Annotated in this window: 18 protein-coding genes; 12 read left to right on the forward strand and 6 right to left on the reverse strand. The window is 60.7% G+C overall.

Annotation, left to right across the window (positions count from 1 at the left end):
• The first annotated feature begins 7 nt into the window (after positions 1–7).
• Genes puhA through hemA form a run of 7 tightly spaced genes read left to right on the forward strand, consistent with a single transcriptional unit; the run spans position 8 to position 5,282 of the window.
• A complete protein-coding gene (puhA, locus tag V7650_RS01815) occupies positions 8–781 on the forward strand; it encodes a photosynthetic reaction center subunit H (RefSeq protein WP_335654526.1) in 774 nt (257 codons plus the stop codon).
• Positions 778–1,398 (forward strand): photosynthetic complex putative assembly protein PuhB, encoded by a 621-nt coding sequence (puhB, locus tag V7650_RS01820; RefSeq protein ID WP_335654527.1) that lies wholly within the window; start codon positions 778–780, stop codon positions 1,396–1,398. The genes puhA and puhB overlap by 4 nt, the downstream gene beginning before the upstream one ends.
• Complete coding sequence (gene puhC, locus V7650_RS01825) at positions 1,395–1,871, forward strand: photosynthetic complex assembly protein PuhC (RefSeq protein ID WP_335654528.1); 477 nt, start codon at positions 1,395–1,397, stop codon at positions 1,869–1,871. Before puhB ends, puhC begins: the two co-directional genes overlap by 4 nt.
• Positions 1,868–2,164, forward strand: coding sequence for a hypothetical protein (locus V7650_RS01830; protein WP_335654529.1), 297 nt, complete (start codon positions 1,868–1,870; stop codon positions 2,162–2,164). Before puhC ends, V7650_RS01830 begins: the two co-directional genes overlap by 4 nt.
• Before the next feature lie 59 nt (positions 2,165–2,223).
• The gene (acsF, locus tag V7650_RS01835; protein WP_335654569.1) at positions 2,224–3,270 is read left to right on the forward strand and encodes a magnesium-protoporphyrin IX monomethyl ester (oxidative) cyclase; all 1,047 of its coding nucleotides are present in this window, start codon (positions 2,224–2,226) and stop codon (positions 3,268–3,270) included.
• Positions 3,264–4,046 (forward strand): putative photosynthetic complex assembly protein PuhE, encoded by a 783-nt coding sequence (gene puhE, locus V7650_RS01840; protein WP_335654530.1) that lies wholly within the window; start codon positions 3,264–3,266, stop codon positions 4,044–4,046. The genes acsF and puhE overlap by 7 nt, the downstream gene beginning before the upstream one ends.
• 15 nt (positions 4,047–4,061) lie before the next feature.
• Positions 4,062–5,282, forward strand: coding sequence for a 5-aminolevulinate synthase (gene hemA, locus V7650_RS01845; RefSeq protein ID WP_335654531.1), 1,221 nt, complete (start codon positions 4,062–4,064; stop codon positions 5,280–5,282).
• A gap of 69 nt (positions 5,283–5,351) precedes the next feature.
• Here the strand turns inward: hemA and V7650_RS01850 are convergent, their stop codons facing one another.
• The 3 genes from V7650_RS01850 to V7650_RS01860 all read right to left on the reverse strand — a co-directional run bounded on the left by V7650_RS01850 (position 5,352) and on the right by V7650_RS01860 (position 8,315).
• The gene (locus V7650_RS01850) at positions 5,352–5,873 is read right to left on the reverse strand and encodes a c-type cytochrome (protein WP_335654532.1); all 522 of its coding nucleotides are present in this window, start codon (positions 5,871–5,873) and stop codon (positions 5,352–5,354) included.
• Between the two features lie 101 nt (positions 5,874–5,974).
• A complete protein-coding gene (locus V7650_RS01855) occupies positions 5,975–7,255 on the reverse strand; it encodes a DUF3422 domain-containing protein (protein ID WP_335654533.1) in 1,281 nt (426 codons plus the stop codon).
• 73 nt (positions 7,256–7,328) lie between these two features.
• The gene (locus tag V7650_RS01860) at positions 7,329–8,315 is read right to left on the reverse strand and encodes an NAD(P)H-binding protein (RefSeq protein ID WP_335654534.1); all 987 of its coding nucleotides are present in this window, start codon (positions 8,313–8,315) and stop codon (positions 7,329–7,331) included.
• A gap of 305 nt (positions 8,316–8,620) precedes the next feature.
• On the opposite strand from V7650_RS01860, the gene V7650_RS01865 reads away from it, so the two are divergent.
• Genes V7650_RS01865 through V7650_RS01880 form a run of 4 tightly spaced genes read left to right on the forward strand, consistent with a single transcriptional unit; the run spans position 8,621 to position 16,342 of the window.
• The gene (locus V7650_RS01865) at positions 8,621–10,816 is read left to right on the forward strand and encodes an autotransporter assembly complex protein TamA (protein WP_335654535.1); all 2,196 of its coding nucleotides are present in this window, start codon (positions 8,621–8,623) and stop codon (positions 10,814–10,816) included.
• Positions 10,816–15,030: a translocation/assembly module TamB domain-containing protein gene (locus tag V7650_RS01870; protein ID WP_335654536.1), complete on the forward strand. Its 4,215-nt coding sequence runs from the start codon at positions 10,816–10,818 to the stop codon at positions 15,028–15,030. The genes V7650_RS01865 and V7650_RS01870 overlap by 1 nt, the downstream gene beginning before the upstream one ends.
• The gene (locus tag V7650_RS01875; protein ID WP_335654537.1) at positions 15,030–15,260 is read left to right on the forward strand and encodes a hypothetical protein; all 231 of its coding nucleotides are present in this window, start codon (positions 15,030–15,032) and stop codon (positions 15,258–15,260) included. The genes V7650_RS01870 and V7650_RS01875 overlap by 1 nt, the downstream gene beginning before the upstream one ends.
• Entirely contained in the window at positions 15,257–16,342 is a 1,086-nt protein-coding gene (locus V7650_RS01880) for a YihY/virulence factor BrkB family protein (RefSeq protein ID WP_335654538.1), read from the forward strand. Before V7650_RS01875 ends, V7650_RS01880 begins: the two co-directional genes overlap by 4 nt.
• Before the next feature lie 120 nt (positions 16,343–16,462).
• On the opposite strand, the gene V7650_RS01885 is transcribed toward V7650_RS01880, so the two are convergent.
• Complete coding sequence (locus tag V7650_RS01885; protein WP_335654539.1) at positions 16,463–18,664, reverse strand: S9 family peptidase; 2,202 nt, start codon at positions 18,662–18,664, stop codon at positions 16,463–16,465.
• Positions 18,665–18,936: 272 nt separating this feature from the next.
• Between V7650_RS01885 and V7650_RS01890 the strand changes: the two genes are divergently transcribed.
• Positions 18,937–21,141 carry a TonB-dependent receptor gene (locus V7650_RS01890; protein WP_335654540.1) on the forward strand — a complete coding sequence of 735 codons (2,205 nt, stop codon included), beginning with the start codon at positions 18,937–18,939 and terminating at the stop codon, positions 21,139–21,141.
• A 9-nt stretch (positions 21,142–21,150) separates the two neighbouring features.
• Here the strand turns inward: V7650_RS01890 and V7650_RS01895 are convergent, their stop codons facing one another.
• Together V7650_RS01895 and V7650_RS01900 are read right to left on the reverse strand one after the other, a co-directional pair.
• Complete coding sequence (locus V7650_RS01895) at positions 21,151–22,170, reverse strand: histone deacetylase family protein (RefSeq protein ID WP_335654541.1); 1,020 nt, start codon at positions 22,168–22,170, stop codon at positions 21,151–21,153.
• A 59-nt stretch (positions 22,171–22,229) separates the two neighbouring features.
• On the reverse strand, positions 22,230–22,988 hold the full coding sequence (locus tag V7650_RS01900; protein ID WP_335654542.1) for an AraC family transcriptional regulator: 759 nt from the start codon (positions 22,986–22,988) through the stop codon (positions 22,230–22,232).
• Positions 22,989–23,035 lie beyond the last annotated feature (47 nt).

The raw sequence follows: 23,035 nt of genomic DNA on the forward strand, positions 1-23,035 counted from the left end.
AGTGAGGATGATGGATGACGTGAAACTGGTAGGAACTCTGGATGTGACAGAGTTGGTATTTTTGGCATTTGTACTCTTTTTCCTGACCCTGATTTTCTATCTGCGCCGCGAGGATCGCCGGGAAGGCTATCCGCTCGAGGATGAAACGACGGGGCGCGTCGACACCGCAGGCGGACCGTTGCTGACGGCCACCGCCAAGTCGTTCCTGATGCCCTTTGGCCGCGGAACGGTGACGACGCCGACGAAGGGCCGGGAAAAGCTGGACGTTGCAGGCCGCCGCACCTTTCGCTCTCCCGGAGCGCCCTATTATCCGACGGGAAATCCGCTGGTCGACGGGATTGGCCCGGCCGCATGGGCAGAACGCGCCAGGCATCCCGATCTCAACGCCGCAGGCGGCCACCGGATCGTTCCCATCGGACTGGTCGGCCATCTTGCCGTGCACGGCAAGGATGCTGATCCGCGCGGCATGACCGCGATTGGTGCCGACGGCAAAGTCGCTGGCGTTGTCACGGATCTGTGGGTCGACAATGCGGAGCATGTCATTCGCTATCTGGAAATCGACGCGGGCGGAAGGCCGATACTGGCACCGATGGCGATGTCCAAGGTGAAGAGCAAGATGCGGCAGGTGGTGATTGACGCCCTGAACGCAGATCAGTTCGCCGCTGCTCCCGTGCCGGCCAAGAGGGACCAGATCACCTTTTACGAGGAAGAGCGGATCGTTGCCTATTTCGGTGGTGGCTATCTCTACGCCAACCGCGAAAGGCAGGAGCCGATCATATGAGCGAATATGATCATGAACCCGTCCGCGGCCTGCCCGGCGAATTGCCGGAGGGCGAACATATCATCTGGCAGGGTGGAACGGACTGGAAAGCCATGGCCTTCTCGGCGCTCCATATCCGCTTTGCCCTTGTCTATTTCCTCGTGATCGTGGCCACGGCGCTGTTCCGGGGCGACTGGGGAACGGCGATGGCCGTGACGGCCCTGGGGTCGGTCACGGTCGGCCTGTTCATATTGTTCGCCTGGGGGGTTTCGCGCACCACCGTCTATACGCTGACCAACCGGCGACTGGTGCTGCGGATCGGGGTGGCGCTGAACAAGTGCATCAACCTTCCGCTGAACGAACTGGAGTCCGCCAATCTGAAGCAGCTGGCCGATGGCTCGGGCAATATCGTGCTGACGCTGAAAGGCATGCCGCGCCTCGGCTATCTGATGCTCTGGCCGCACGCCCGCTCGCTCCGTTTCGTTCGTCCGCAGCCGATGCTGCGCGCGGTCCCTGATGCGCAGAAGGTCTCGGCGCTGCTGTTCAAGGCGACACAGGAGGTGCAGCCGATTGCCCCGCGGCAACAGGCGAAGCGGGAACGGAACGAAGATATTCCGCTTGGAGGGCTGCCGGTATGAGCCACGCGCATGACCATAACCCGACGGTACCCCCCGGCGCCCTGATAGCGGCAGCGGCCCTGCTGCTGTTCACCATGGCGCTGACCGGTGCTGTCCGGCTGGGGCTGATCCCGCAGTCCGGCGACCCCGATGGATCGCGTGCTGCCCAGCAAATCGCTCCTGCCCAGGTTCGGGAACTGCGTTTCGCGGATCGGGCCGACGGTGCGGTCGTGGTGACCGATGCGGCGACCGGGGCGAAGGTCATGGAAATCGGCTTTGGCGAAGGCGGTTTTGTCCGCGCCACCCTGCGCCGCATGGCCAAGGTCCGGGCCGACAAGCAGATCGGCTCCGAACCGCCGTTCAAGTTGATCCGCTGGGAGAATGGTGCGCTGACCCTGACCGATCCCCAAACCGGCAAGGATGCCGAAATCCAGGGTTTCGGTCCGGATCACACCGCGACCTTTGCCAGCATGCTGCAGGACGGCCGCTCATGACCGGCCTGTTTTCCTCGCGGGCGTTCGACACCGGCTGCCGGGTCGAGATCGAGCAAAGCCCCGATCATTTTCATGCGCATGTCGAACTGGACGGCAATCTGCCGATCTATCCCGGCGACAGCGTCCGCATTCACGGCGAACCGATCATGGTTGCCTTTGGCGAAAAGGTCTCGTTTGACCGCATCGCCACGGTCCGGCGCGCCGGCCTGCTCCGCCGCGCATGGACCAAAGCCACCGGCTATCTCGAAATGGCCGAACTGTACGAAGTCAGCTTTACCCCAGGGAGGTTATGATGAACGCCCATAGCAAGATTTCCGAGGCCCAGTCGTCCGGAATACAGCGCGGACCAGCGATGCTTGACGTGCCAGACACGATGGCGATCGCCACCCAGGACACGGTTCTGGCGCCGCGTTTCTACACCACCGATTTCGCCGCGATGGACAAGATTGACGTCTCTGCGGTGCGCGGGGAGTGGGAAGATCTAATGGACGAGATGGAAGGCGACCCGAACAAGCGCCATTTCAGGAAGACCAACCGGTTCGACGGCGTGATCGAGGGGCTGGAGGCCGACCTGCAGAAGGAATTCATCGATTTTCTCGCCAGCTCGCTGACCTCGGAATTCTCCGGTTGCATCCTCTATGCCGAAATCGCCAAGCGCACCAAGAATCCTGACGTGAAGCGTCTATTCAAGCTGCTGGCCCGCGATGAAAGCCGTCACGCGGGCTTCATCAACGAAACGCTCAAGGGCTCTGGTATCGGCGTCGACCTCAGCTTTCTGACCAAGACCAAGAAATATACGTTCTTCAAGCCGAAATTCATCTTCTACGCGGTCTACCTGTCCGAGAAGATCGGCTATGCCCGCTACATCACGATCTTTCGCGAGCTGGCCAAAAACCCGCAGAACAAGTTCCACCCGATTTTCGACTGGTTCGAGGAATGGTGCAACGACGAGTTCCGTCACGGCGAGGCCTTTGCCTTGCTGCTGCGCTCCGACCCCAAATTGCTGCAGGGCAGGAACAAGCTGTGGATTCGCTTTTTCCTGCTGTCGGTCTATGCCACCATGTATGTGCGCGATCACAACCGGCCGGTCTTCCACCAGGCGCTGGGGGTGCATCCGGCCGACTATGGCTACAAGGTCTTCTCGATCTGCACGGAAATCAGCAAGCAGGTCTTCCCCGTCGAACTCGACACCGATGATCCCCGTTTCCGCAAGGCAATGGAAGACCTGCGGCTGGCGTCGGTTGGCATTGAGGACGCGAAACGCCGCGGCGGGATCATGGGCAGATTGGCCCGTGGCCGCTGCATGGCCAAGGCCGGATGGGCCTTCGGCAGGATGTACTTCATGAAGCCGAAAGCCAACGAGCTTCCCCAGCAGGTGAGATTGTCGCCCGCATGGTGAGCCCCGCCGCCCTGATATGGCCCTTTCTCGTGGTGGTCCTTCTCTGGTTCGTCAGCACCGGGCTGGTGGCCATGCTCAACCACCGGCTGCGGCAGTCCTTCGGTCGAGCGCTGATCATTGCCGGTGTCTGCGCGTTCGGCGGACTGGCCTTGCTCGTGCTGACCAGCCACTCGACCGAAATATGGGCAATCTATACGTCATTTCTGGGCGGCCTGCTGATCTGGGCCTGGCACGAGATCAGCTTCCTAACCGGCGCAGTGGCAGGCTCGCACCGCGACCCGTGCCCGGAATCGGCGACGAGCTGGCAGCGCTTCTCCATGGCAACGATGGCGCTGATCCATCATGAAATGGCGATTGCGATGACCGCCGCTTTGCTGCTGTCGCTGGCCGCGATGACCGCAAACCCAGCGGGCGCCTATGCCTTCGCGTTGCTGGCGATTTTCCGGCTGTCCTCGAAGCTGAATATCTACCGGGGGGTGCCCAATCTCAGCGACGAACTGCTGCCGGCGCATCTGGAATATCTGAAAAGCTATTTCGGACCGCGGAAACTGGCGCCAAGCCTGGTGATCTCGATCGCGGCGATCCTCGGCCTAGCCCTGTATTTTTACTATATGGCCATGCGAGCCGATACCGCCCATGGAGGCGTCCAGGCAGGGCTGCTCTGCTGTCTGTCGCTGCTGGCGGCGCTGGAGCACTTATTCCTCGCGATACCGTTTCGCGATTCCCGTCTGTGGCAATGGGCCCTGGGCGAACCGAAAGAGCATAAAGAGATTTGAAGAGGGAGTTTGGGCATGGATTATGAAGCATTTTTTAGCAGCGAACTGAATGCGGTCCGCGAAGAGGGGCGCTACCGGGTGTTCACCGAGATCGAACGCAAGGCCGGCTCCTATCCCCATGCCACCCGTTATGTCGAAGACGGCACCACCGAGGTCACCGTCTGGTGTTCGAACGATTATCTCGGCATGGGCCAGCACCCCAAGGTCGCCGAGGCGATGCACCGGGTGATCGACGAATGCGGTGCCGGGGCAGGGGGCACGCGCAATATATCGGGCACCAACCATCATCACGTGCTGCTGGAAAAGGAGCTGGCCGATCTCCACCACAAGGAAGACGCGCTGATCTTCACCTCGGGCTACGTCTCCAACTGGGCGGCGCTGGGTACGCTTGCCGCACGGATCCCGAACTGCGTGGTCCTGTCGGACGCGCTCAACCATGCCTCGATGATCGAGGGCATCCGGCACAGCCGGGCGAAATGCATCGTCTGGGAGCATAATTCTCCGGAAGATCTGGACCGCAAGCTGAGCCAGCTCGATCCCGACCAGCCCAAGCTGGTCGCGTTCGAAAGTGTCTATTCGATGGATGGAGATATCGCGCCAATTGCCGAAATTCTTGATGTCTGCGAGAAGCACAACGCGATGAGCTATATCGACGAGGTCCATGCGGTCGGCCTGTACGGTCCGCGCGGCGGCGGCGTTGCCGAACGCGAGGGCCTGATGGACCGGATCACGGTGATCGAGGGCACGCTGGGCAAGGCGTTCGGCGTGATGGGCGGCTATATCGCTGCCTCCAAGGATCTGTGCGACTATGTCCGGACCTTTGCCAGCGGCTTTATCTTCACGACCGCGATCCCGCCAGCGGTGGCGGCAGGCGCCTGCGCCAGCATCCGGCATCTGAAGGACAGCAATGTCGAACGGGACATGCAGAAGGATCGCGTCGCAAGGGTCCGGGGCGCCCTCGATCGTCTCGGCATTCCGCATCTGCCGAACCCCAGCCATATCATCCCGGTGATGGTCGGTGATCCGCACAAGTGCAAGTTCATCAGCGACTGGCTGATGGACAATCACGGCATCTATGTGCAGCCGATCAACTATCCGACGGTGCCGCGCGGGACCGAACGGCTGCGGATCACGCCTTCACCCGTCCACAGCGATGGCGATATCGACCGGCTGATTACCGCGCTCAGCGAAATCTGGTCGCACTGCGAACTGGCCCGCCGAGACGTGGCCGCCTGAACGGGACCGACGATGGAAAGAAAAAAGGCCGGGAAATTCCCGGCCTTTTTCGTGCGAGTGAAGGTCTGATCAGCTCGGATTCTTGAGATAGGCGATAACATCCGCCCGCTTCTGTGCGTCGGGCAGGCCGGCAAAGATCATCTTTGTCTTCGGTATCACCCGCTGCGGGTTCTCCAGATACTGGAACAGCTTTTCTTCCGTCCAGGTGATGCCGCTGGTCTTGTTGGCTTCGGAATAGTTGAAACCTTCGATCGAACCCGCTTCGCGGCCGACAATCCCGGCAAGGGATGGACCGGTCTTGTTCACGCCCGGATCGGTCACATGGCAGGTGCGGCATTGGGCGAAGACCATCTTGCCGGCAGCCGGATCGCCGGTCAGGCTTGCATATTCCACGCCATCCTTGGTGCTAAAATCATCCGCCGCCGGTGGGCCGGTATCGGCGGGCATTGCCGCCGCTTCCGGTTCGGCCGCAGGTGCCTCTGCTTCGGTTGTGGTGGGTGCGGGTTCACTTGATTCAGAACCGCCGCCGGAACAGGCTGCGGTCAAAGCGGACAAAGCGACCACAGCAGCTACTGTTTTCATCCTGACCATATTCTCTCCTATCGCGTTGTGTTGATGCATATCAACAGGGCAAGTGTATAGTTTGGTTGACAGTGGAAAGAAAGCAGCATTTGCGCCTTCAACGCGCAACCTTATGGAAAATCGCTCTTTTTTACATCGCTTTCCTTGATCACCTTGCCGCGTAACCGCTTGACCAGAAGATAGATTGCCAAAATCACGGGAATCGTCACGGCGCCGATCAGAAGCTCGCTGCTGGATCCGGCAGGATAGGCAGCTATACCCTTGACAATATAGGCGATCAAACCGACCAGGTAATAAGCGGCGGCGATCACCGACAAGCCTTCGACCAGGGTCTGCAGGCGCAGTTGCAGTTGCGTGGATCGCTCCATCGACTCCATCAGCCGCAAATTCTGCGCCTTGATCCGCGTATCTATCCGGACATCCAGCGTGTGCATGATGCGAGACACCCGTTCGGCAATCCCCGCCAGCCGGGACTGAAACACCGCGCAAGTGCGCTGTGCCGGTATCAGTCGGCGCTCGGTGAACTCTTTCAGGCTTTGATAATGAGAGACGGGCCTGACGTCCAGGGCGTGCAAGCGGTCGGCCGCGACTTCGGCATAGGCATTGGTCGCGCTCAGCCGGAAGCCGGTTGCCGACCGGATCAGTTCCAGCTGGGCGGAGATTTCTGCAAGCTGCTGCAACAATATCTCGTCGCTGTCTTCGTCGGTGGCACGGGCGACGCGTTCGGCATGGTCCGACAGTCTTTGCTCCAGTTGATCGACCTCGGGGCCGTAGCGCTGGACCGTTGGAAAACCCATCAGCGCCAGATTGCGGTAATTGCCGAGTTCCTGCACCCGCTGGATGATCCTGCCGCGTTCGGTGTCCGACTTGCCGCCCCCCTCCACCAGCAGCCGGCCATAGCCATCCTTGTGAATGCCGAAATCGGACCAGATGCGCATGCCGTTGCCGACTTCACAATGCACCAGGTCTTCGGATATAATTCCCATCGCCGCGAGATTCTCGTCGACCAGGGCGGGATCGGGGAGGGTCCTGATCCGTGTGGCGCGGATCACCGAACCCGGCCATTTTTCGAACCAGTGGAGATAAATGTCGGTCTGTGCAACGATCAGCTTAGCGGGAAGGATAAGCGTAATCGTACTGGCTTCCGTATGGCGCTCCCAGAGGAAATATATGCCGGTTCTGGTGTGGGCCGAAGCGCTGCGCGGGGCGAGATGCCAATCCTCGAAAAGCGGCTTGTCGCCAATCAGATGCTGGTCTTCGGCCTGGCGCTGTTCCTCGCCGATCAGCAGCACCGATTGATAGATCTGGCAGTCATCCGATACCGGGGCAAAGCGCCGCAGGTGCATTTCATCTACGGCCCACTGCCGTAGCGGGTGGTTGGTGATCGCCATTATGAGGCTTTATCCATCTTTTGCGCGGATTTGTCCATTCAGAAAGCCCGATCTGCGGGCCTTTGTTGATGCCTCAGAATACCGCATGGTCGCCTCGTTCGGCGACTCTCTCCCCGCGGATCAAGGCGGCATGATAATCGGACAGGGTTTCGGATCCGGTCGACGGGGTTGCGGCAGCGTCATAGCAACCCGCTTCGGCATCCCAGACCAGCATCGACTCGGTCGCATAATATCGGCCGATGCGGGCCAGTTCGGCCTTTTTCCTGGCTGCGGGGAAGAGCCAGCCGACGGCTGCCAGGATACCCACGATCACATCGAGAAACCAGACCGGGACGTGGGCATATTTCGGCTTCTGCCCGGTCAGGGCGAACAGCTTTTCCCCCTGCTGCTTCGGCGTGACCGGCATTCCCGGACCACCGATGGGCAGAATCTTGTCATGCATGAAAGGGTTGGTCAGGCAGTCTGCAAGATAGCGCCCCAGATCCTGATCGCTGATCGGCTTGCAGGCTGTCAGTTTCCCGTCCCCGAAAAGCATGAAGGATTTGCCCTGCCGGACCCTTTCGACCTGCCCCGACAGGGATTTGAAATAGGCGGTCGGCCTGACGATCGAATAGGTGAGGCCGGATTCCATCAGCAGTTTTTCAAAAGCGAGCTTGGCGTGCTGAAAGGCGAGACGGGGTTTCTGCACGCAGATGGCGGACAGCAATATGAAATGGGGAATAGCCGCTGACTGCGCCGCTTCCAGCACAAGCCTGTGGGCATCATAATCAATCGCCCATGCGTCGTCCGGTGCGCCGCTGCACGATGCCATGCATGACAGCACAACGTCGAACCGCTCTCCGCGAAAGCCGTCTTGGGAAAGCGATTGGGCGCAGGTTACGACCCCGTAGCGCAATTCCGCTCTTTCCGGCCAATTTGGGTCAGGTTCCGAGCGGCGGTTGCCGGGTCGGGTTTCGGGGTGCCGCACAAAACAGACCACGGCATGGCCGCGATCGAGCAGGGCCCGCAGCGTCGCACGGCCTATCGTACCTGTTGCCCCTAGAAGAAAAACACGTGCCAATGGATCACCTGCCGCTCATCAAAAGCCATGTCCTATCTCCTTACGGGATATTCCGACAGCCTGATTTTGGTCTCTCCCCAGGCGCGGCGCTGGTCATCTGGTCTTCGGGGGATGCCCAGGTCCTTCGCCCCGCGGACAAGGGGAGGCCTCCCTATCACTTTTGCTCGTGCAGGCAGGGAACCTATCATCCTTTCGCGGGTACAAGCCCTGAGCCGGCTTGTCGCGACCAGTCACGCAAGGTCAGGCTCGGAACAAGAAATAATATGTGTCATCGCTTCGGGCGTGCGACTAGATGCGGGAGCAGCATGAGTATCGGCAAGGGTTTTCGGGCTGTCGCAACAGTTCTTACAGTGATGGGGGTAACGCCTGCATTGGCGCAGGAATCGCAAGCCGATCGCAGCGAGCAGAATGCTCGTGAGCCAATCATAGACGATTCGGAATTTGACGCCACAATCCCTCGGATCGACGACGATCCGGATGCCCCCATGGGCAGCGTTGCCGATTGGGAAAGCGAACAGCAAAAGCTGGAAAGCGAAGCGCGGCAGCAGGATGCCGACGACGGGGTCGCGGCCCTGCCGGCGTTGCAGGATGGCGATGCCGATGAACTGCTTGCGGATGCCCCGGTCAACGATCCGGCGCTCGACGATCCGCTCACGCCGATCGACAGTTTCGACGTCGAGCCCTTCGACGAGAGCCAGTATACCGAAGCGGATGACGGCTCCCAGTCGTCGTCCTTGCGCTATGATTATCGCATCGACGGTTTGGAAGTCCTGGATGAAAGCGGCACGACTGCCGTCCGTCCGATCAGCGCCGACGATATCAGGGGGTTGTTCGACGACCTTTCGGCGCTGGATGACGGCGGCGGCAAGGCGGCCAACGGCGCCATGGTTTCTGCCCGGATGCGGGAAGACCAGCAATTGCTGTCGGACATCATGTCCGGCCAGGGGTTTTTCGACGCAACGGTCAATGGTGCGATCGAACTGCCCGAAACCGAAGGCGAGAAGCTGACCGTGGTGTTGCAGGTATCGCCGGGCCCGCGTTATGATCTCGGGGCGATCATGTTCGAGGCGGAACCGGTGATCCCCGATGACCTCATCAGCAGCAATTTCGTTCCGAAAACCGGCGAACCGATTGTCGCCGAGCGGGTACTGGCCGCAGAGGCCAATATTGCCGTAGTCCTGCCGCAAGAGGGATATCCCTTTGCCGAAGTCGGCCAGCGCGACATATTGCTCGATCCGGAAACCGGTACGGGCGATTATACTCTGCCCGTAGCGGTCGGGCCGCGCAGCAGCTATGGCGATATCGTCACCAGCGGCACGCCGGTTTTTGATGCAGAACATATCGCTGTGCTCAGTCGCTTCGAAAAGGGTGAGCTCTATGACAGCCGGATGGTTGATGATCTGCGCAAGGCGCTGGTCGCTACCGGGCTGTTCGCGATTGTTTCAGTCAAGCCGACGGCCAGCGGCGAAGCGGGTCCGGACGGCACCGAATATGCCACGATCAATGTCGATCAGGAGGCCGGGCCGCCGCGAACCATCGCAGGCAGCGCCGGCTATGGCACGGGACAGGGATTCCGGGTCGAAGGCAGCTGGACCCATCGCAATATGTTTCCGCCAGAGGGCGCACTGGTCGCCAGTGCGGTCGCGGGGACCCAGGAACAGGGCGCTTCCCTGACCTTCCGTCGGAGCAATGCCGGTCGGCGCGACCGGACGGTGGAATTGGGACTGTCGGCCTTGCACAGCGATTTCGAGGCCTTTGAAGCGTTCACCGGCCGATTGGCCGGCCGCGTTTCGTACGACAGTACCCCGATCTGGCAAAAGCGCTTCACCTACAGCTATGGCTTTGAAGTTCTGGGCACCAACGAACAGGACTTCAACTTCACGACCGGCGTGCGCGATCGGCGGACCTTTTATGTCGCTGCACTCCCCGGACAGGTTACGTTCGACACCACCGACAGCCTGCTTGATCCGACTGAGGGATTTCGCCTGTCGGCGAAGCTGTCCCCGGAAGCTTCGCTTGGCAGCGGAACCCAGCTCTACGGACGCGGCCTTGTCGAGGGCACCGCTTATTATCCGGTGGGTGATGGCCTCGTGCTTGCCGGGCGTGCCCGTGTCGGATCGATCGTCGGCGCGGATCGCGAACTGATCGCGCCATCGCGGCGCTATTATGCCGGCGGCGGCGGATCGGTGCGCGGCTTTGGCTATCAGGAACTCGGTCCCAAGGATATTGAGGACCGGCCGATCGGAGGACGCAGCCTTGTCGAGGCAGCGGCGGAAATCCGATACCGCTTTGGCGACTACGGGGTCGTCGGCTTCGTCGATGCGGGTCAGGTTTATACCAGCTCGACACCGGGATTTGACAATCTGCGCTATGGCGTCGGCATCGGCGGACGTTTCTATACCAATTTCGGGCCGCTGCGGGTCGATGTTGCGACACCGATCAATCGCCAGCCGGGTGAATCGCGCGTATCGGTCTATGTCTCGATCGGTCAGGCCTTCTGATGGCGGATATCGACACAACGCCCGAAACCGGACCACAAGGGATATCGATCTCGCAAGTGGGCGTCTGGCTGGGCGCCCTGTTTGTGCTGCTTTTGGTGCTGATGCTCGCAGCCTATATCTGGCTGGACAGCGGCAGTGGCCATCGTTTTGTCGAGAGGCAGATCGAGGCGTTTGAATTCGAGAACGGGTTGCAGCTGGAGGTGGGGCGGATCGAAGGTTCTCTTTACGACCAGATGGAGATTGTCGATCTGAAGGTCCGCGATCCGAAAGGCGTGTTTGCCTCCGCAGATGTCGTGCAGCTGGACTGGCGGCCGTTTGCCTTCATCGGCAGCCATGTGGACATCCGTTCGCTCGGCATCCCGAAAGCCAATCTGTTCCGTTTGCCAGAGTTGTTGCCGACCGCATCCGAAGGCCCGCTGCTCCCCGATCTCGACATTGATGTCGGCAGCCTGAATATTGGCCAGTTGGACATTGCTGAGGCCGTGACCGGCAAGCGCCACCTGCTTCGGGTGGCAGCGGACGTGAAAATTGCCGATGCGCGGGCCGTCGTCAACGGCAATATGCGCGCCCTGACCACAGCGGGCGTTGCCGGTGGAGACCGGCTCAGCTTTCGGTTGAATGCGGTGCCCGACGAGAATGAACTCGATATCGCCCTGGACCTGAATGCTCCCGCCAATGGCTTACTTTTCGGTCTCACCGGCACGGAACAGCCCGTCCAGCTGACCCTCAACGGTAACGGCGACTGGACCAAATGGGATGGCGTGCTGAAAGGAACGAGCGGCGCCGACCGGCTGGCCGACATCGCCGTTGCGGCCCGCGACGGCACTTTCACGGTTCGCGGCGAGGCCCGGCCGGGATTATTTGTTTCGGGCCCCGGCAGCAACATGCTGGAGCCGCTTACCAGGATTGACCTGACCGCGAACGGCGAAGAGCGCAGATATGATATCAGGGGAGAGGTTGGCAGCTCCAATTTCCGGCTGGCGGCCAACGGCCTTGTCGATCTTGGCAACAACAGCATGCGTGACCTGAACATCGATTTCCGCCTGCTGAGGCCCTCGACTATTGCCGACAATCTCAGCGGCGCGGGCATCGCCGCTACCGTGGTCCTGAATGGTGATCTTGCTGCTCCGACGATCGATTATACACTCAACGCCGCGCGCATTGGTTTTGCCGACACGACGGTCATCGGCCTGCGGGCGAGCGGCAGCGCCAGGATGACGGAAGACCAGTGGCGGATACCGCTGCAGGCGCGAGCTCAGCGGATCGCGGGACTCAACGAGGGTGTCGGGGGCTTGCTCGACAACGTCCGGCTCGATGGCGATTTCGCCTATGCCAACGGCCGGCTCCTGTCCGACAATCTCCGGATCAATTCCAAACGGATCAAAGCCACCGCGGTGATCGTCGCCGATCTCGGCGAGGGGATCTATACCGGCGGCCTCAAGGGGCGAATCAACGGCTATCGCGTGGAAAGCGTCGGCATCTTCAACATCGACAGCAATATCGACCTGAAGTCCGGCAGCAATGGTGCTTTTTCCCTGTCGGGCACCGTACGCGCCCGGTCGAGCCAGATATTCAACGAGGGCGCCCGTGAATTTCTCGGCGGCAACAGCCTGATCGTGGCAGACATATCCTATGGCAGCGATGGCATTGCCCGGATCAAGAGTCTCAATGTGGCTGCGCCGTCCTTCCGCCTGACCCAGGGCAGCGGCAGCTATACGCCGGCCGGCGGGATTGATTTCTCGGCCAAGGGCATGTCGGACCAATATGGCCCCCTCGGCGTCAAGGTCAGCGGCACGGTCGCGCGACCGGTCGCCACGGTAGCCGCGGCCCGGCCCGGGCTGGGAGTGGGGGCGAGCAACGTCATCGCCACGATCAGGGGCAATGCAAGCGGCTATGCCGTGGTTGCGGACGGTGACAGCGACTATGGCCCGTTTGATGCCAATGTCGATATTCTCGCCGGTCGCGGCCCGCTTACCATTGATGTCAATGAAGGGACACAGTTTGCCGGAGTTGGCCTGACCGGGCGGATCCGTCAAACCGCATCCGGTCCCTTCGCCGGGCAGCTGGGCGCCAGTGGCTCAGGGATCGACGGCCAGGTGATGTTGAGCGCGTTCAGCGGCAAGCAGCGCGCAGTCGTCGCGGCGACCGCGCTGAACAGCCGTCTGCCGGGACCAGCGGGCCTCACGCTCGAGCGGGCGATCATCGATGCCGACATCATTTTGTACGACCAGCCGCAGCTGGTTGCCGATGTCCAGATTCAGGGCCTGCAGATGCAGGAGCTGCAGATTGCGGCTGCCCGGGCGAAGATTGATTATCGCGGCGGGCAGGGCACCGCGAAGATCATGGCCGAGGGCCGCAACCGGGTGCCGTTCCGGTTTGCCGCAAACGCGATCCTCGATCCGCAACTCTGGCGCGTGGCGCTCGATGGCCGCGCCAATGGTGTCGATTTCAAGACGCGCCGCGCCGCCCGGATCCTGCCGCAAGGGGGCAAATATACGCTGTTGCCCACCACCGTCGATTTGTCGAAGGGTAGCATCCAGCTGGCCGGAGACTACGGGCGCGGCGTCAACATCCAGACCCGACTGCAGGACGTCAACCTCGCCATCATCAACCCGATGATGCCGGGCCTCGGACTGGGTGGCGTTGCCACCGGCAGCCTAGATTTCTCGCAAAGCTCGCCCAGCGCCTTCCCGGAAGCGGACGCGCGGCTGCAGATCGACAATTTCACCCGGACCAGCGTCGCATCGGTGTCGCAACCCGTCGACATGCATTTTGTCGGTCGGCTGCTCGCCGATGGTGGCAACGCCCGCATATTGTTCCGGCGCCGGGGCGCGGCGATCGGCCGGATGCAGGTGGACCTCACTCCGCTTCCTCCGGGGGCCGGGCCATGGACTACGCGGTTGCTGGCCGCCCCCCTGTCCGGTGGCCTGCGCTATAACGGACCGGCCAGCACCCTGTTCTCGCTGGCCGCGCTGCCCGATCAGGATCTGCAGGGCGTGATCGGCGTGGCTGCCGATTTCTCCGGCCGGGTTCAGGCTCCGGTACTCACCGGGGTCGTCCGGGCCAACAATCTGATTTATGAGAACAACACCTATGGTACGCGGCTCACCAATATGCGGGTCAGGGGCGAGTTCACCAATGACCGGCTGGAAGTGACCGAGCTGACGGCCCGAGCCGGTGACGGCACGATCAGCGGTCAGGGATTTGTCTCGCTCAGCTCCGCCAAGGGCTATCCGCTACAGCTGGCGCTCGATCTGGACAACGCAACGCTGGCACGGGGCAATGATCTGGCCACATCGGCGACCGGCGAGATCCAACTGGTCAACAATGCGACCACCGCTCCCACTATTCGCGGTCGCATCCGGCTGCCGGAAACTCGCTACCGGATCGTTTACGAAGGTTCGACCAAGGTTGCGACCCTGACCGGCGTTCGCCGGAAGCCCGCGCTTGGCCGCAAGAAAATTACCGGCGAAGCCAATCCGGTCAGCGGTGTGCCCAGCAACTGGAATCTCGATATCGATCTGGGTGCTGATAATCAGATTTACGTTACCGGCATGGGGCTGGATTCCGAGTGGTCGGCCGATATCAAGGTGCGCGGTACCACGGGTGCACCGATATTGACCGGCGGCATCGACCTGATCCGTGGTACGCTTGGCTTTGCCGGGCGATCCTTCGACCTGCAGTCCGGACGGCTGCGCTTCGACGGCAATTCGATGACCAACCCGACCTTGCGGCTGGTCGCAAGCGGCGAAGCGGATGACGTCAACATCAACGTCAATATTTCCGGCAGCGCCGAAAATCCCGAGATTGCATTCAGTTCTACCCCCGGACTTCCCCAGGACGAGATCATGGCGCGCATCCTGTTCGGCAATTCGATCGGCGAGCTCACGCCGATCCAGGCGGTGCAGCTGGCTTCCTCGCTCAACGGCTTGCGCGGCGGTGGCGGCGGACTGAACCCGCTCGGCGTCTTGCAATCCTCCGTTGGCATTGATCGCCTGCGCATATTGGGTGCAGACAAGGATACGGGTCGCAGCACCTCGATTGCGGCGGGCCAGTATATATCCAACGATGTCTATGTCGAAATCGTCACCGATGCGCGTGGCTACACCGCCACCCAGCTGGAGATCAGTCTCACCCCGGCGCTCTCGGTGCTCAGTTCGGTCGGCAGCTTCGGCGGTTCCAATGTCAACGTGCGCTACCGGAAGGACTATTGATGCTGGGCAGGGTGGTTATCCTCGCCTGTTGCGCGCTGGTCCTGTCCGCCTGCGAGAAGGATTTTGACGAAAAATATCAGGATAATCTCGAGCAGCTGGACCGGGAGGCGAAGGAAATCGAGGCTCGCGTCGAGCGGCAGCTGGCCGAGGGGCGGGAAGCCGACAAGGCGATGCAGCGGTCCGACGATGCCGCTACCGCCGAGGAACCGGCTCGCGAGGCCGCCGAATGATGGCTGGCCATCCTGCCGATTCCCCGCAAGCAGCCCCGGTTGATGAACGACAGAGCCTGAGCGAGATCGAGGCGGCAACGCCGGGAGCAGCTGCCCGGAACCCGCTCAGATTCCCGCCCAGGGCGTGGTGGGCAATTCTGAAGCGTCTCTATGTCATGAACGATTTCCACAACCTGCCGCTGCTCGCAGCCGGTGTTGCCTTTTTCGCGTTTCTCGCCTTTGTCCCGCTGATCGCGGTGATCGTGCTGCTGTACGGGCTCGTGGGGGACCCCAATATGGTCGCCACCAGTATCAATCAGGTTTCCGCCATCTTGCCGGAGGCCGTGCTCATCATATTGCGCGAGCAGTTGCTGTCGATCGTCAGCACCAACAAGGCGGCCCAGGGTTTCGGTCTCGCGCTGGCGCTGTTGGTGTCGATCTATGGAGCGATGCGGGCGGCGAACGCGATGATGAAGGCGCTGAACATCATTTACGAGGAACATGAATCGCGCAACATCCTGATGACCACATGGGTCGGCGCGCAGATCACCATCGGCATGGCCGGAGTCGCAATCGTCGGCCTGATCTCGATCTCTCTGTTCAGTTACATCAGCAATTTCCTGCAGGCCTATCTCGGCGCGAATGTCGCGATCGTTCTGAAGGTCGTGACCTGGCTCGCAGCCGGATTTCTGGTCAGCCTGACGTTTGGGCTGTTCTTTCGCTACGCACCCGATCGCCGCCCGGCCAAATGGCAATGGCTCTCGCTGGGATCGGTGGTGGCGACCCTGCTGTGGCTGGCGATCACCATGGGATTTGGCTTTTATGCCTCGAATTTCGGCAATTACAATGCCACCTACGGGTCGCTCTCGGCGGTCGTGGTGTTCCTCATGTGGCTGTTCCTGTCCGCCTATTCGGTGCTTATCGGCGCCGAAATCAATGCCGAAGCCGAACGCCAGACGTTCCAGGATTCGACGATCGGCAAAGACCGTCCGATCGGCGAGCGCGGCGCGGTCATGGCAGACAATGTTCTGCTCGACGAAGCCAGCCGGAAGATCCTGGAGAAGAAACAGCGCAGACGGGCAGAGCGGTCGACGGTCAAGTGAGCTGTGGGGCAGCGCTGTGAGGCAGGTGCAAGATTGTTCGGCCGGACGGACCGACTCTGACGACCTCAAGCGAATTGCCGATGAGACGAACTCCCGAAAGGCCGCTATCTGCGGCGGCAGTCAGGCCCGGTCCGATTCCGCAACGCATTGTTCGGCAAATCCCCAGAACAGCGAAATCTCCGCCATCTCGTCATTCCGGTTGCCGCTGCCCTGATGCCCGCTTTCGGTGTCGATCAGGAAGATCGCCGGGTTGTCGCTCGTTGACTGGTGGCGAACTTCGGCAACCAGCTTGGCTGGCTCCCAATAGCCGACACGGTCGTCCTTGAGCCCTGCGGTACACAGCAGCGGCGGATAATCAGCCGGATGCACATTTTCATAGGGCGAGATCGAGGCGATATATTCATAGGCTTTCGGGTCGGCAAGCGGGTCGCCCCAGTCGGGCCGGAACAGGGGCACGAGCGGATGGTCCGCATCGCTCATCGTGTTGAGCATGTCGACAAACGGCACCTTCGCGATCACGCCGCCCCAGAGGTCCGGGGCAAGGTTCATGGCGCCACCGACCAGCAGGCCACCGGCAGACAGTCCGTAGGCGACGATATTTCCTGTGGCTGTTATTTTCTTGCTCACGATATGTTCGGCGCAGGCGATGAAATCGGTGAAGCTGTTGCGCTTGTGGAATTTGCGTCCGTCGAGAAACCAGCCTTGGCCCTTTTCCGACCCGCCGCGGACATGGGCAATCGCATAATTCCACCCGCGATCCGCCAATATCGTCGCGGGCACGGAGAACAGCGGTTCACTGGAAATGCCATAGGCGCCATATCCATAGAGCAGCAGTGGCGCGCTGCCGTCGCGCGGCGTGTCGCGGCGCGACAATAAGGTAATCGGCACCAGCTCACCATCTGGTGCAGTTGCGAACATCCTTTCGGCGACATAATCTGTCGCCTCAAACCCCGGCGCTGCTTCCTGGGCTACCAGAGACTGTTCGCCGCTCTCTAGGTCGATATCGATCCATTTCCGTGGCGTCTTCGGTGACTGGTACAGGATCCGGCAGAAGCGGCTGGCATAATCCTGCAGGGGCACGATCTCGAGAGTGAACACCGGGTCGTCAAAGCCGATCGACCGTTCCTGACCATTGTCCTGGCGAAGCACCAGGCGGTGCAGGCCATCGGCCCGCTCCAGCCGGACCAAGGTGCCGCGAAACGGCAGCACGGACAGGATTTGCTGACCAGGACGATGGCGCACAATCGTCTCGGTGATTGCCATGTCGGTTTCGGATATTTCGAGAAGCTTGCGATCGATGGCGCCGTCGGCATCGGTCAGCAGCAACAGTCTGTTGCCCCATTGCTCCACATCATAGCGCACGCCGTCTTTGCGCGGATAGACAATCCGCGGCTTGGCGGTTTCCTCCGCCGCCGGGATCAGGCGGACCTCGCTGGTGTCGGGCCCGGCAAGCGTTATCTTGATATATCCGTTGGCCGCGGTGCGTCCGATCGAGATGAAGATCGCCGGATCCCTCTCTTCATAGACGAGCACCGTTTCGAGGGATGCAAGCGCCGTGCGGTACACACTTGTCGGACGATTGCGCGCATCCCGCCAAATCCAGAACAGCCATTGCGAGGACGGCGCGAATATGACCGCCTCGTAGCCGAAGGCATCGTCGGGAACGACGATGTCGATCTTGCCCGTCTGGTTATCGCGGACACAAATGCGGTGACGATCGTCGCCCTTGATGTCTTCGGCCCAGGCGAAATAGCGATGGTTCGGGCTGGGCTGCTGCGCCGTCGTGCGGTAATAGGCATAGCCGGCGGCACGCTTCCCTTCATCGAGCAATATTTCTTCGGGTTGCGCATCCTTGTTGCGCGCATAGACGATATGGGCGCTGCCCTCCGGATAATAGTCATAATAGTCCCAGCCGCCTTTTTGCAGGGGCGGCACTGCCTCGCTGGCCGGCATCCGGCGCATGATCTGCTCGTAGATTTCTGCTTGGACGTTCCGCGTGCCGCGCAGCATATGATCGGCATAGCGGGTTTCGCTCAGCAGATGGTTGCGCAACATCGGCGGGATATTCTCCATGCTGCGCGTGCCTTGGGCAGGAATATATTTCATCCAGTGGTAGGGATCGTCGCGGCGGTATCCCAGCTGTTCAATGGGAAAGGGGCGGCGCGGCGCGACCGGCGGCTCAACGGGCGCAGGATTAGCTGGCGACATCCCAGTTTTGCGGGCCAGCGCCATGCCGGGAACGACGATGTTGCCTAGCGCGCCCAGCGCTATGCCGAGCATCAGATTGCGGCGCGTGACCGACTCAAATTTTCTAACCGTCATTGCTGCTCCAGGTCTCCAAGGGCTTCTGCCAACCGCATCAGTCTATGGGATCATAAACCGGTCAACATGTTCGGCAAGGCCAAGGTGCAGAGCAAACGGGCCAATCTGCATGATTGATTGGCTGACAAGCAGCGGCCCGGAGTTCTTTTTCGCACTTGCGGTAGAATTGGCCCGTTCGAGACAATCATTGACCTAGAACGCTAGGACGGCGGGATTTGGTCATCTTAATGTAACAATCAGAAATCTGGCATCGGGAAAAAGGGAAAGAGACAATGAACAGCAGGGCGATAAAATCCATCTTCATCAGCGGCGTATCGGCAATGGCGATGCTCAGCTTTGCCAATGGCGCGCATGCCGAACTGGCGGATGAAACCGGTGCCGACGAGATGATCGTTGTCACCGCCGGAAAACGAGAGCAGGCGCTGAAGGACATTCCCGGTTCGATATCGGCGTTGAGCGAAGATGATCTGCGCGATTTGCAGGCACAGAGCCTGTCGGATTACATCACCCGCGTTCCGGGCGTGGTCTTCAACGACTATCAGCCCGGCGTGTCCGAAGTCGTCATTCGCGGCGTCGCCTCGACGACCTATCACGAGGCGAACCAGGCAACGACCGGATATTATATCAACGAAATTCCCCTGACCGAGCCCGGTTTTCCGCTGGTCATTCCCGATGTCGACACGTTCGACCTCAAGCGTGTCGAAGTGCTGAGGGGGCCGCAGGGCACCCTGTTCGGTTCCTCCTCGCTGGGCGGAGCGATCAACTATGTCGTAAACACTGCCGATGCGAGTGGGCTGGACGCCGCCTTCGAAGGAACCGTATCGACCACGCGGCGGGCCGGGGAACTGGGCTATGGTGCCAAGGCGATGGTCAATGTCCCGATCATCGAGGACCAACTCGCTGTCCGGTTGGTCGCTTTCCAGCGCTTTGACGCTGGCTATCTCGACAACACGGGAACCGGCGTCGATGGCAGCAACGACCTCCGGGTTCGCGGTCTGCGCGGTTCCCTGGTCTGGACGCCAAGCGACCGGACCAGCTTTTCGGTGCTCAGCATGTATCAGGAATATGATCTGGATGACCAGACCTACGCATTGTTCGGCCCGCCGAAGACATTCGAACGCAGCACCAATGTCCCTGAATATCAGGATACCGACTTCATGCTGCACAGCCTGACCATCAACCAGGAATTCGACTTTGCAACGTTGACGGCCGTGGGCAGCTACACCGAAAAGAACAGCGACCTGGCATTTGATGATTCCATTTTCCTGGGATTCGACCCGCGCACCGGTACGCCGCAGCTGTCATCCTCGACCGGCAAGTCCGAGACCGAATATCTCGAAGTCCGGCTTGCGTCGACCGGCAGCAGCCCGCTGGGCTGGCTGATCGGGGGCAATTACACCCACCTCAAGTCGAACAGCATCGGCGGTGCCTTTCTCGAGGGAATCAGCGATTATATCGATGCCAACCCGGCGGAATTCGGCGGGCAGCCCGGTAGTCTGATGGCGCCGGGAGACATGTTGCGGCGCGAAGTAAGCAGCAATGATGTCAAGGAAACCGCCCTGTTTGGCGAGGTCTCCTATACATTTGCCGATGCCCTGACCTTCACCGCCGGCGGCCGCCTGTTCCGTTACACGTCCAATCCGCGGCTGCAGTTCCTGCCCAACGCTGCGCTGATACCGCCCTTCGACTATCAGCCGGGCGAGAAAAAGGAATCCGGTTTCATCCCGAAATTCTCGGTGAAATATGCGCCCGATGATGATTTCATGGTTTACGCGCTCTATTCCGAGGGTTTCCGGATCGGCGGCATCAATGTCTATTCCGCTGCTGCCGGAACCCCGCTGAATTTCGAGAGCGATTCGACCAAGAATTTCGAGATCGGCACCCGCTTCAGCTTGGCTGACGGCGCGATGCTGTTCGACATTGCCGCCTATCATATCGATTGGAACAATATCCAGGCGCGGCTGTTCGTGCCCGTGACCTTTGAAGCCTATACCACCAACGGCGGCGGTGCCGATATTGACGGTCTCGAAATGACGATGACGCTCAACCCGACCAAGGATCTGCAATTCACCTCCAGCCTGTCCTATAACGACGCTCGCCTGTCGTCGCTGCTCCCGGACAGTTTTGCGCCGGGCGGCGGCTATGCCGAGGGAACGCGTTTGCCGGGTGCCTCCGAATGGACCCTGTCCAACAGCGTCTCGCTGCATTTCGACGATGCACCGATGCAGCCGAAATTCGGCCTCGCCCACCGCTATCTGTCAGCGGCACCGGTCGCCTTTGACTCCACGCTTGAGAAGGGCGACTATCATATCGTCGATCTGACCGCCTTCGTGAACGTGACGGACAAGGTCGAGCTGGGTGTATTCGCCAAGAATATTTTCGATCAATATGGGATTTTGAGCGCGCCGTTTTCCTTTGCCGGAGCGGTGGTGCGCCCGCGGACCTTCGGCGCGACCGTGCGGTTCAACATGCAATAGGCGACTGGTTCAGATGCCGTGGTCGAAGCCGGACAGGAATGCACTGACATTCTCTCCGAGCGCGTCCACGGCATAGCCGCCTTCCATGAGGATCACCGTGGGCAGGGACAAGGCGGATATTTGCTGGGCCATGCGCGGGAAATCACCGGTTTGCATCCGGAATTCCGAGATCGGGTCGCCGGCATAGGTGTCCGCGCCGAATGACAGGATCAAAAATTTGGCACCCCATTTGGTAATGGCCTCCAGCGCCGTTGCCAGTGCCCGCTGGTACTGCGTGTAATCTGTGCCTCTCGGCAAGGGGATGTTGCAATTGGCGCCGATGCCGTCGCCTTCGCCGGTTTCATCCTGATGCCCCCAGTAGAACGGATAATCGCTGACCGGGTCGGCGTGGATCGAGGCGAAGAAGATTTCCGGGTCGTCGTAGAAAATATCCTGCGTTCCGTTGCCGTGATGATAGTCGATGTCCAGTATCGCGACTGGCCCCAAGCCGGCCTTGTGCGCCTGTCGGGCGGCGATGGCGGCATTGTTGAGATAGCAATATCCGCCCATATAGTCGGCGCCGGCATGGTGTCCGGGCGGCCGACACAGGGCAAAGGCGCTCGGCGCTGCATTTTTCACGACATGATCCAAAGCGCTGAGCGCGGTTTGTGCGGACCAGTAGGCTGCATCCCAGCTGTGCGATGCAATGGGTGTGGCGGCATCGAAGCTGTAGGCCCCGAGCCTGGCATCAATGCGCGTCAGGTTGAGCGGACGGCGGCCGACAACGGGAAATGTGTAGCCGATGGCGTCGCCGCTGCGGCCAGCATCCCGCCATTGTTCAAAAGCGGTCGAGAGAAAATCGATATAATCGGCAGAATGGACCGCCAGGATCGGGTCGCTGCCGAAGTCGCGGCTTGGCCGCATGCCGGTGAGCCGGGCCGAGATGTCGGTGGCGCGCGCAGCGGTCTCCTGGTAGTTTTCCCATCCGCCATTGTGCAATTCCTGCAGGGGTGCGTGGGCAAGCTGCCGGTCGTCGAAAAAGCTGATCATCTCATTTCCATGCTGTATTAGGGTTGGTAGGGGATCGGCGGCCTGACATCAACGGCGGGTCAGTGCAGCTGATATTGGCTCGGCGGCATGCCGAAGGTGCGCCGGAACATCGCGCTGAAGGCGCTCGGGCTGTCATAGCCCACTTCATAGGCCACCCGGGTGATCGAATCGCCGGAAGCAATCAGCGACAGCGCCTCCATCAGCCGGACCTGCTGCCGCCACATGGCAACGCCCATGCCGGTCTGCTGCTTGAACGCGCGGGTCAAGGTTCGTCTGCCCATGCCTGCAAGTTTTGCCCAGTCGTCCAAAGTGCGCGGGTCGGAGGGATCGGCCAATATCGTCTGGCAGACGCGCAACAGTCGCGGGTCGCTTGGCATATGCGCGCCATAGGGAGCGTTGGGCATGCGATCGATTTCTTCCAGCAGCAATGCGACGATGCGGCCTTCGCGGCCCTCGATGTCGTACAGCGGCTTGAAGCTGACGACCTCGAGAATCAGGGCCTTGAGGAAATCGGACACTTCGAACACCCGGCATTCCGTCGGGGCGTCGCCCAGTTGCCGCTCCAGATACAGGGTGCGGAGGGATACCGGGCCGCGACAGGATACTTCGTGCATCGTTCCGGCGGGAATCCACACCGCGCGCTGGGGCGGCACGACAAAGCTGGTTTGCGCCGTAATCACCGACATCACGCCGGAAGAGGCGAACAGCAACTGGGTGCGGTCGTGGCAATGCATCGCATCTACAAAGCCTGCCGGATATTCGTCATCCAGCGCGATGATCGGCCGCATGATTTCCAGATAATCGGTGCTATGTTTCATGGCCCTATCTCGACAGCTGATCCTTGGATGATGATTACTGGCCAAAA

The sequence above is a fragment of the Parasphingorhabdus sp. genome (assembly GCF_036964565.1).
Classification (GTDB): domain Bacteria; phylum Pseudomonadota; class Alphaproteobacteria; order Sphingomonadales; family Sphingomonadaceae; genus Parasphingorhabdus.

Bases quoted from the DNA above. Each gene is read 5' to 3' on its own strand.
- puhA (WP_335654526.1), top strand. From the start codon at position 8: ATGATGGATGACGTGAAACTGGTAGGAACTCTGGATGTGACAGAGTTG.
- puhB (WP_335654527.1), top strand. From the start codon at position 778: ATGAGCGAATATGATCATGAACCCGTCCGCGGCCTGCCCGGCGAATTG.
- puhC (WP_335654528.1), top strand. From the start codon at position 1,395: ATGAGCCACGCGCATGACCATAACCCGACGGTACCCCCCGGCGCCCTG.
- V7650_RS01830 (WP_335654529.1), top strand. From the start codon at position 1,868: ATGACCGGCCTGTTTTCCTCGCGGGCGTTCGACACCGGCTGCCGGGTC.
- acsF (WP_335654569.1), top strand. From the start codon at position 2,224: ATGCTTGACGTGCCAGACACGATGGCGATCGCCACCCAGGACACGGTT.
- puhE (WP_335654530.1), top strand. From the start codon at position 3,264: ATGGTGAGCCCCGCCGCCCTGATATGGCCCTTTCTCGTGGTGGTCCTT.
- hemA (WP_335654531.1), top strand. From the start codon at position 4,062: ATGGATTATGAAGCATTTTTTAGCAGCGAACTGAATGCGGTCCGCGAA.
- V7650_RS01850 (WP_335654532.1), bottom strand. From the start codon at position 5,873: ATGGTCAGGATGAAAACAGTAGCTGCTGTGGTCGCTTTGTCCGCTTTG.
- V7650_RS01855 (WP_335654533.1), bottom strand. From the start codon at position 7,255: ATGGCGATCACCAACCACCCGCTACGGCAGTGGGCCGTAGATGAAATG.
- V7650_RS01865 (WP_335654535.1), top strand. From the start codon at position 8,621: ATGAGTATCGGCAAGGGTTTTCGGGCTGTCGCAACAGTTCTTACAGTG.
- V7650_RS01870 (WP_335654536.1), top strand. From the start codon at position 10,816: ATGGCGGATATCGACACAACGCCCGAAACCGGACCACAAGGGATATCG.
- V7650_RS01875 (WP_335654537.1), top strand. From the start codon at position 15,030: ATGCTGGGCAGGGTGGTTATCCTCGCCTGTTGCGCGCTGGTCCTGTCC.
- V7650_RS01880 (WP_335654538.1), top strand. From the start codon at position 15,257: ATGATGGCTGGCCATCCTGCCGATTCCCCGCAAGCAGCCCCGGTTGAT.
- V7650_RS01885 (WP_335654539.1), bottom strand. From the start codon at position 18,664: ATGACGGTTAGAAAATTTGAGTCGGTCACGCGCCGCAATCTGATGCTC.
- V7650_RS01890 (WP_335654540.1), top strand. From the start codon at position 18,937: ATGAACAGCAGGGCGATAAAATCCATCTTCATCAGCGGCGTATCGGCA.
- V7650_RS01895 (WP_335654541.1), bottom strand. From the start codon at position 22,170: ATGATCAGCTTTTTCGACGACCGGCAGCTTGCCCACGCACCCCTGCAG.
- V7650_RS01900 (WP_335654542.1), bottom strand. From the start codon at position 22,988: ATGAAACATAGCACCGATTATCTGGAAATCATGCGGCCGATCATCGCG.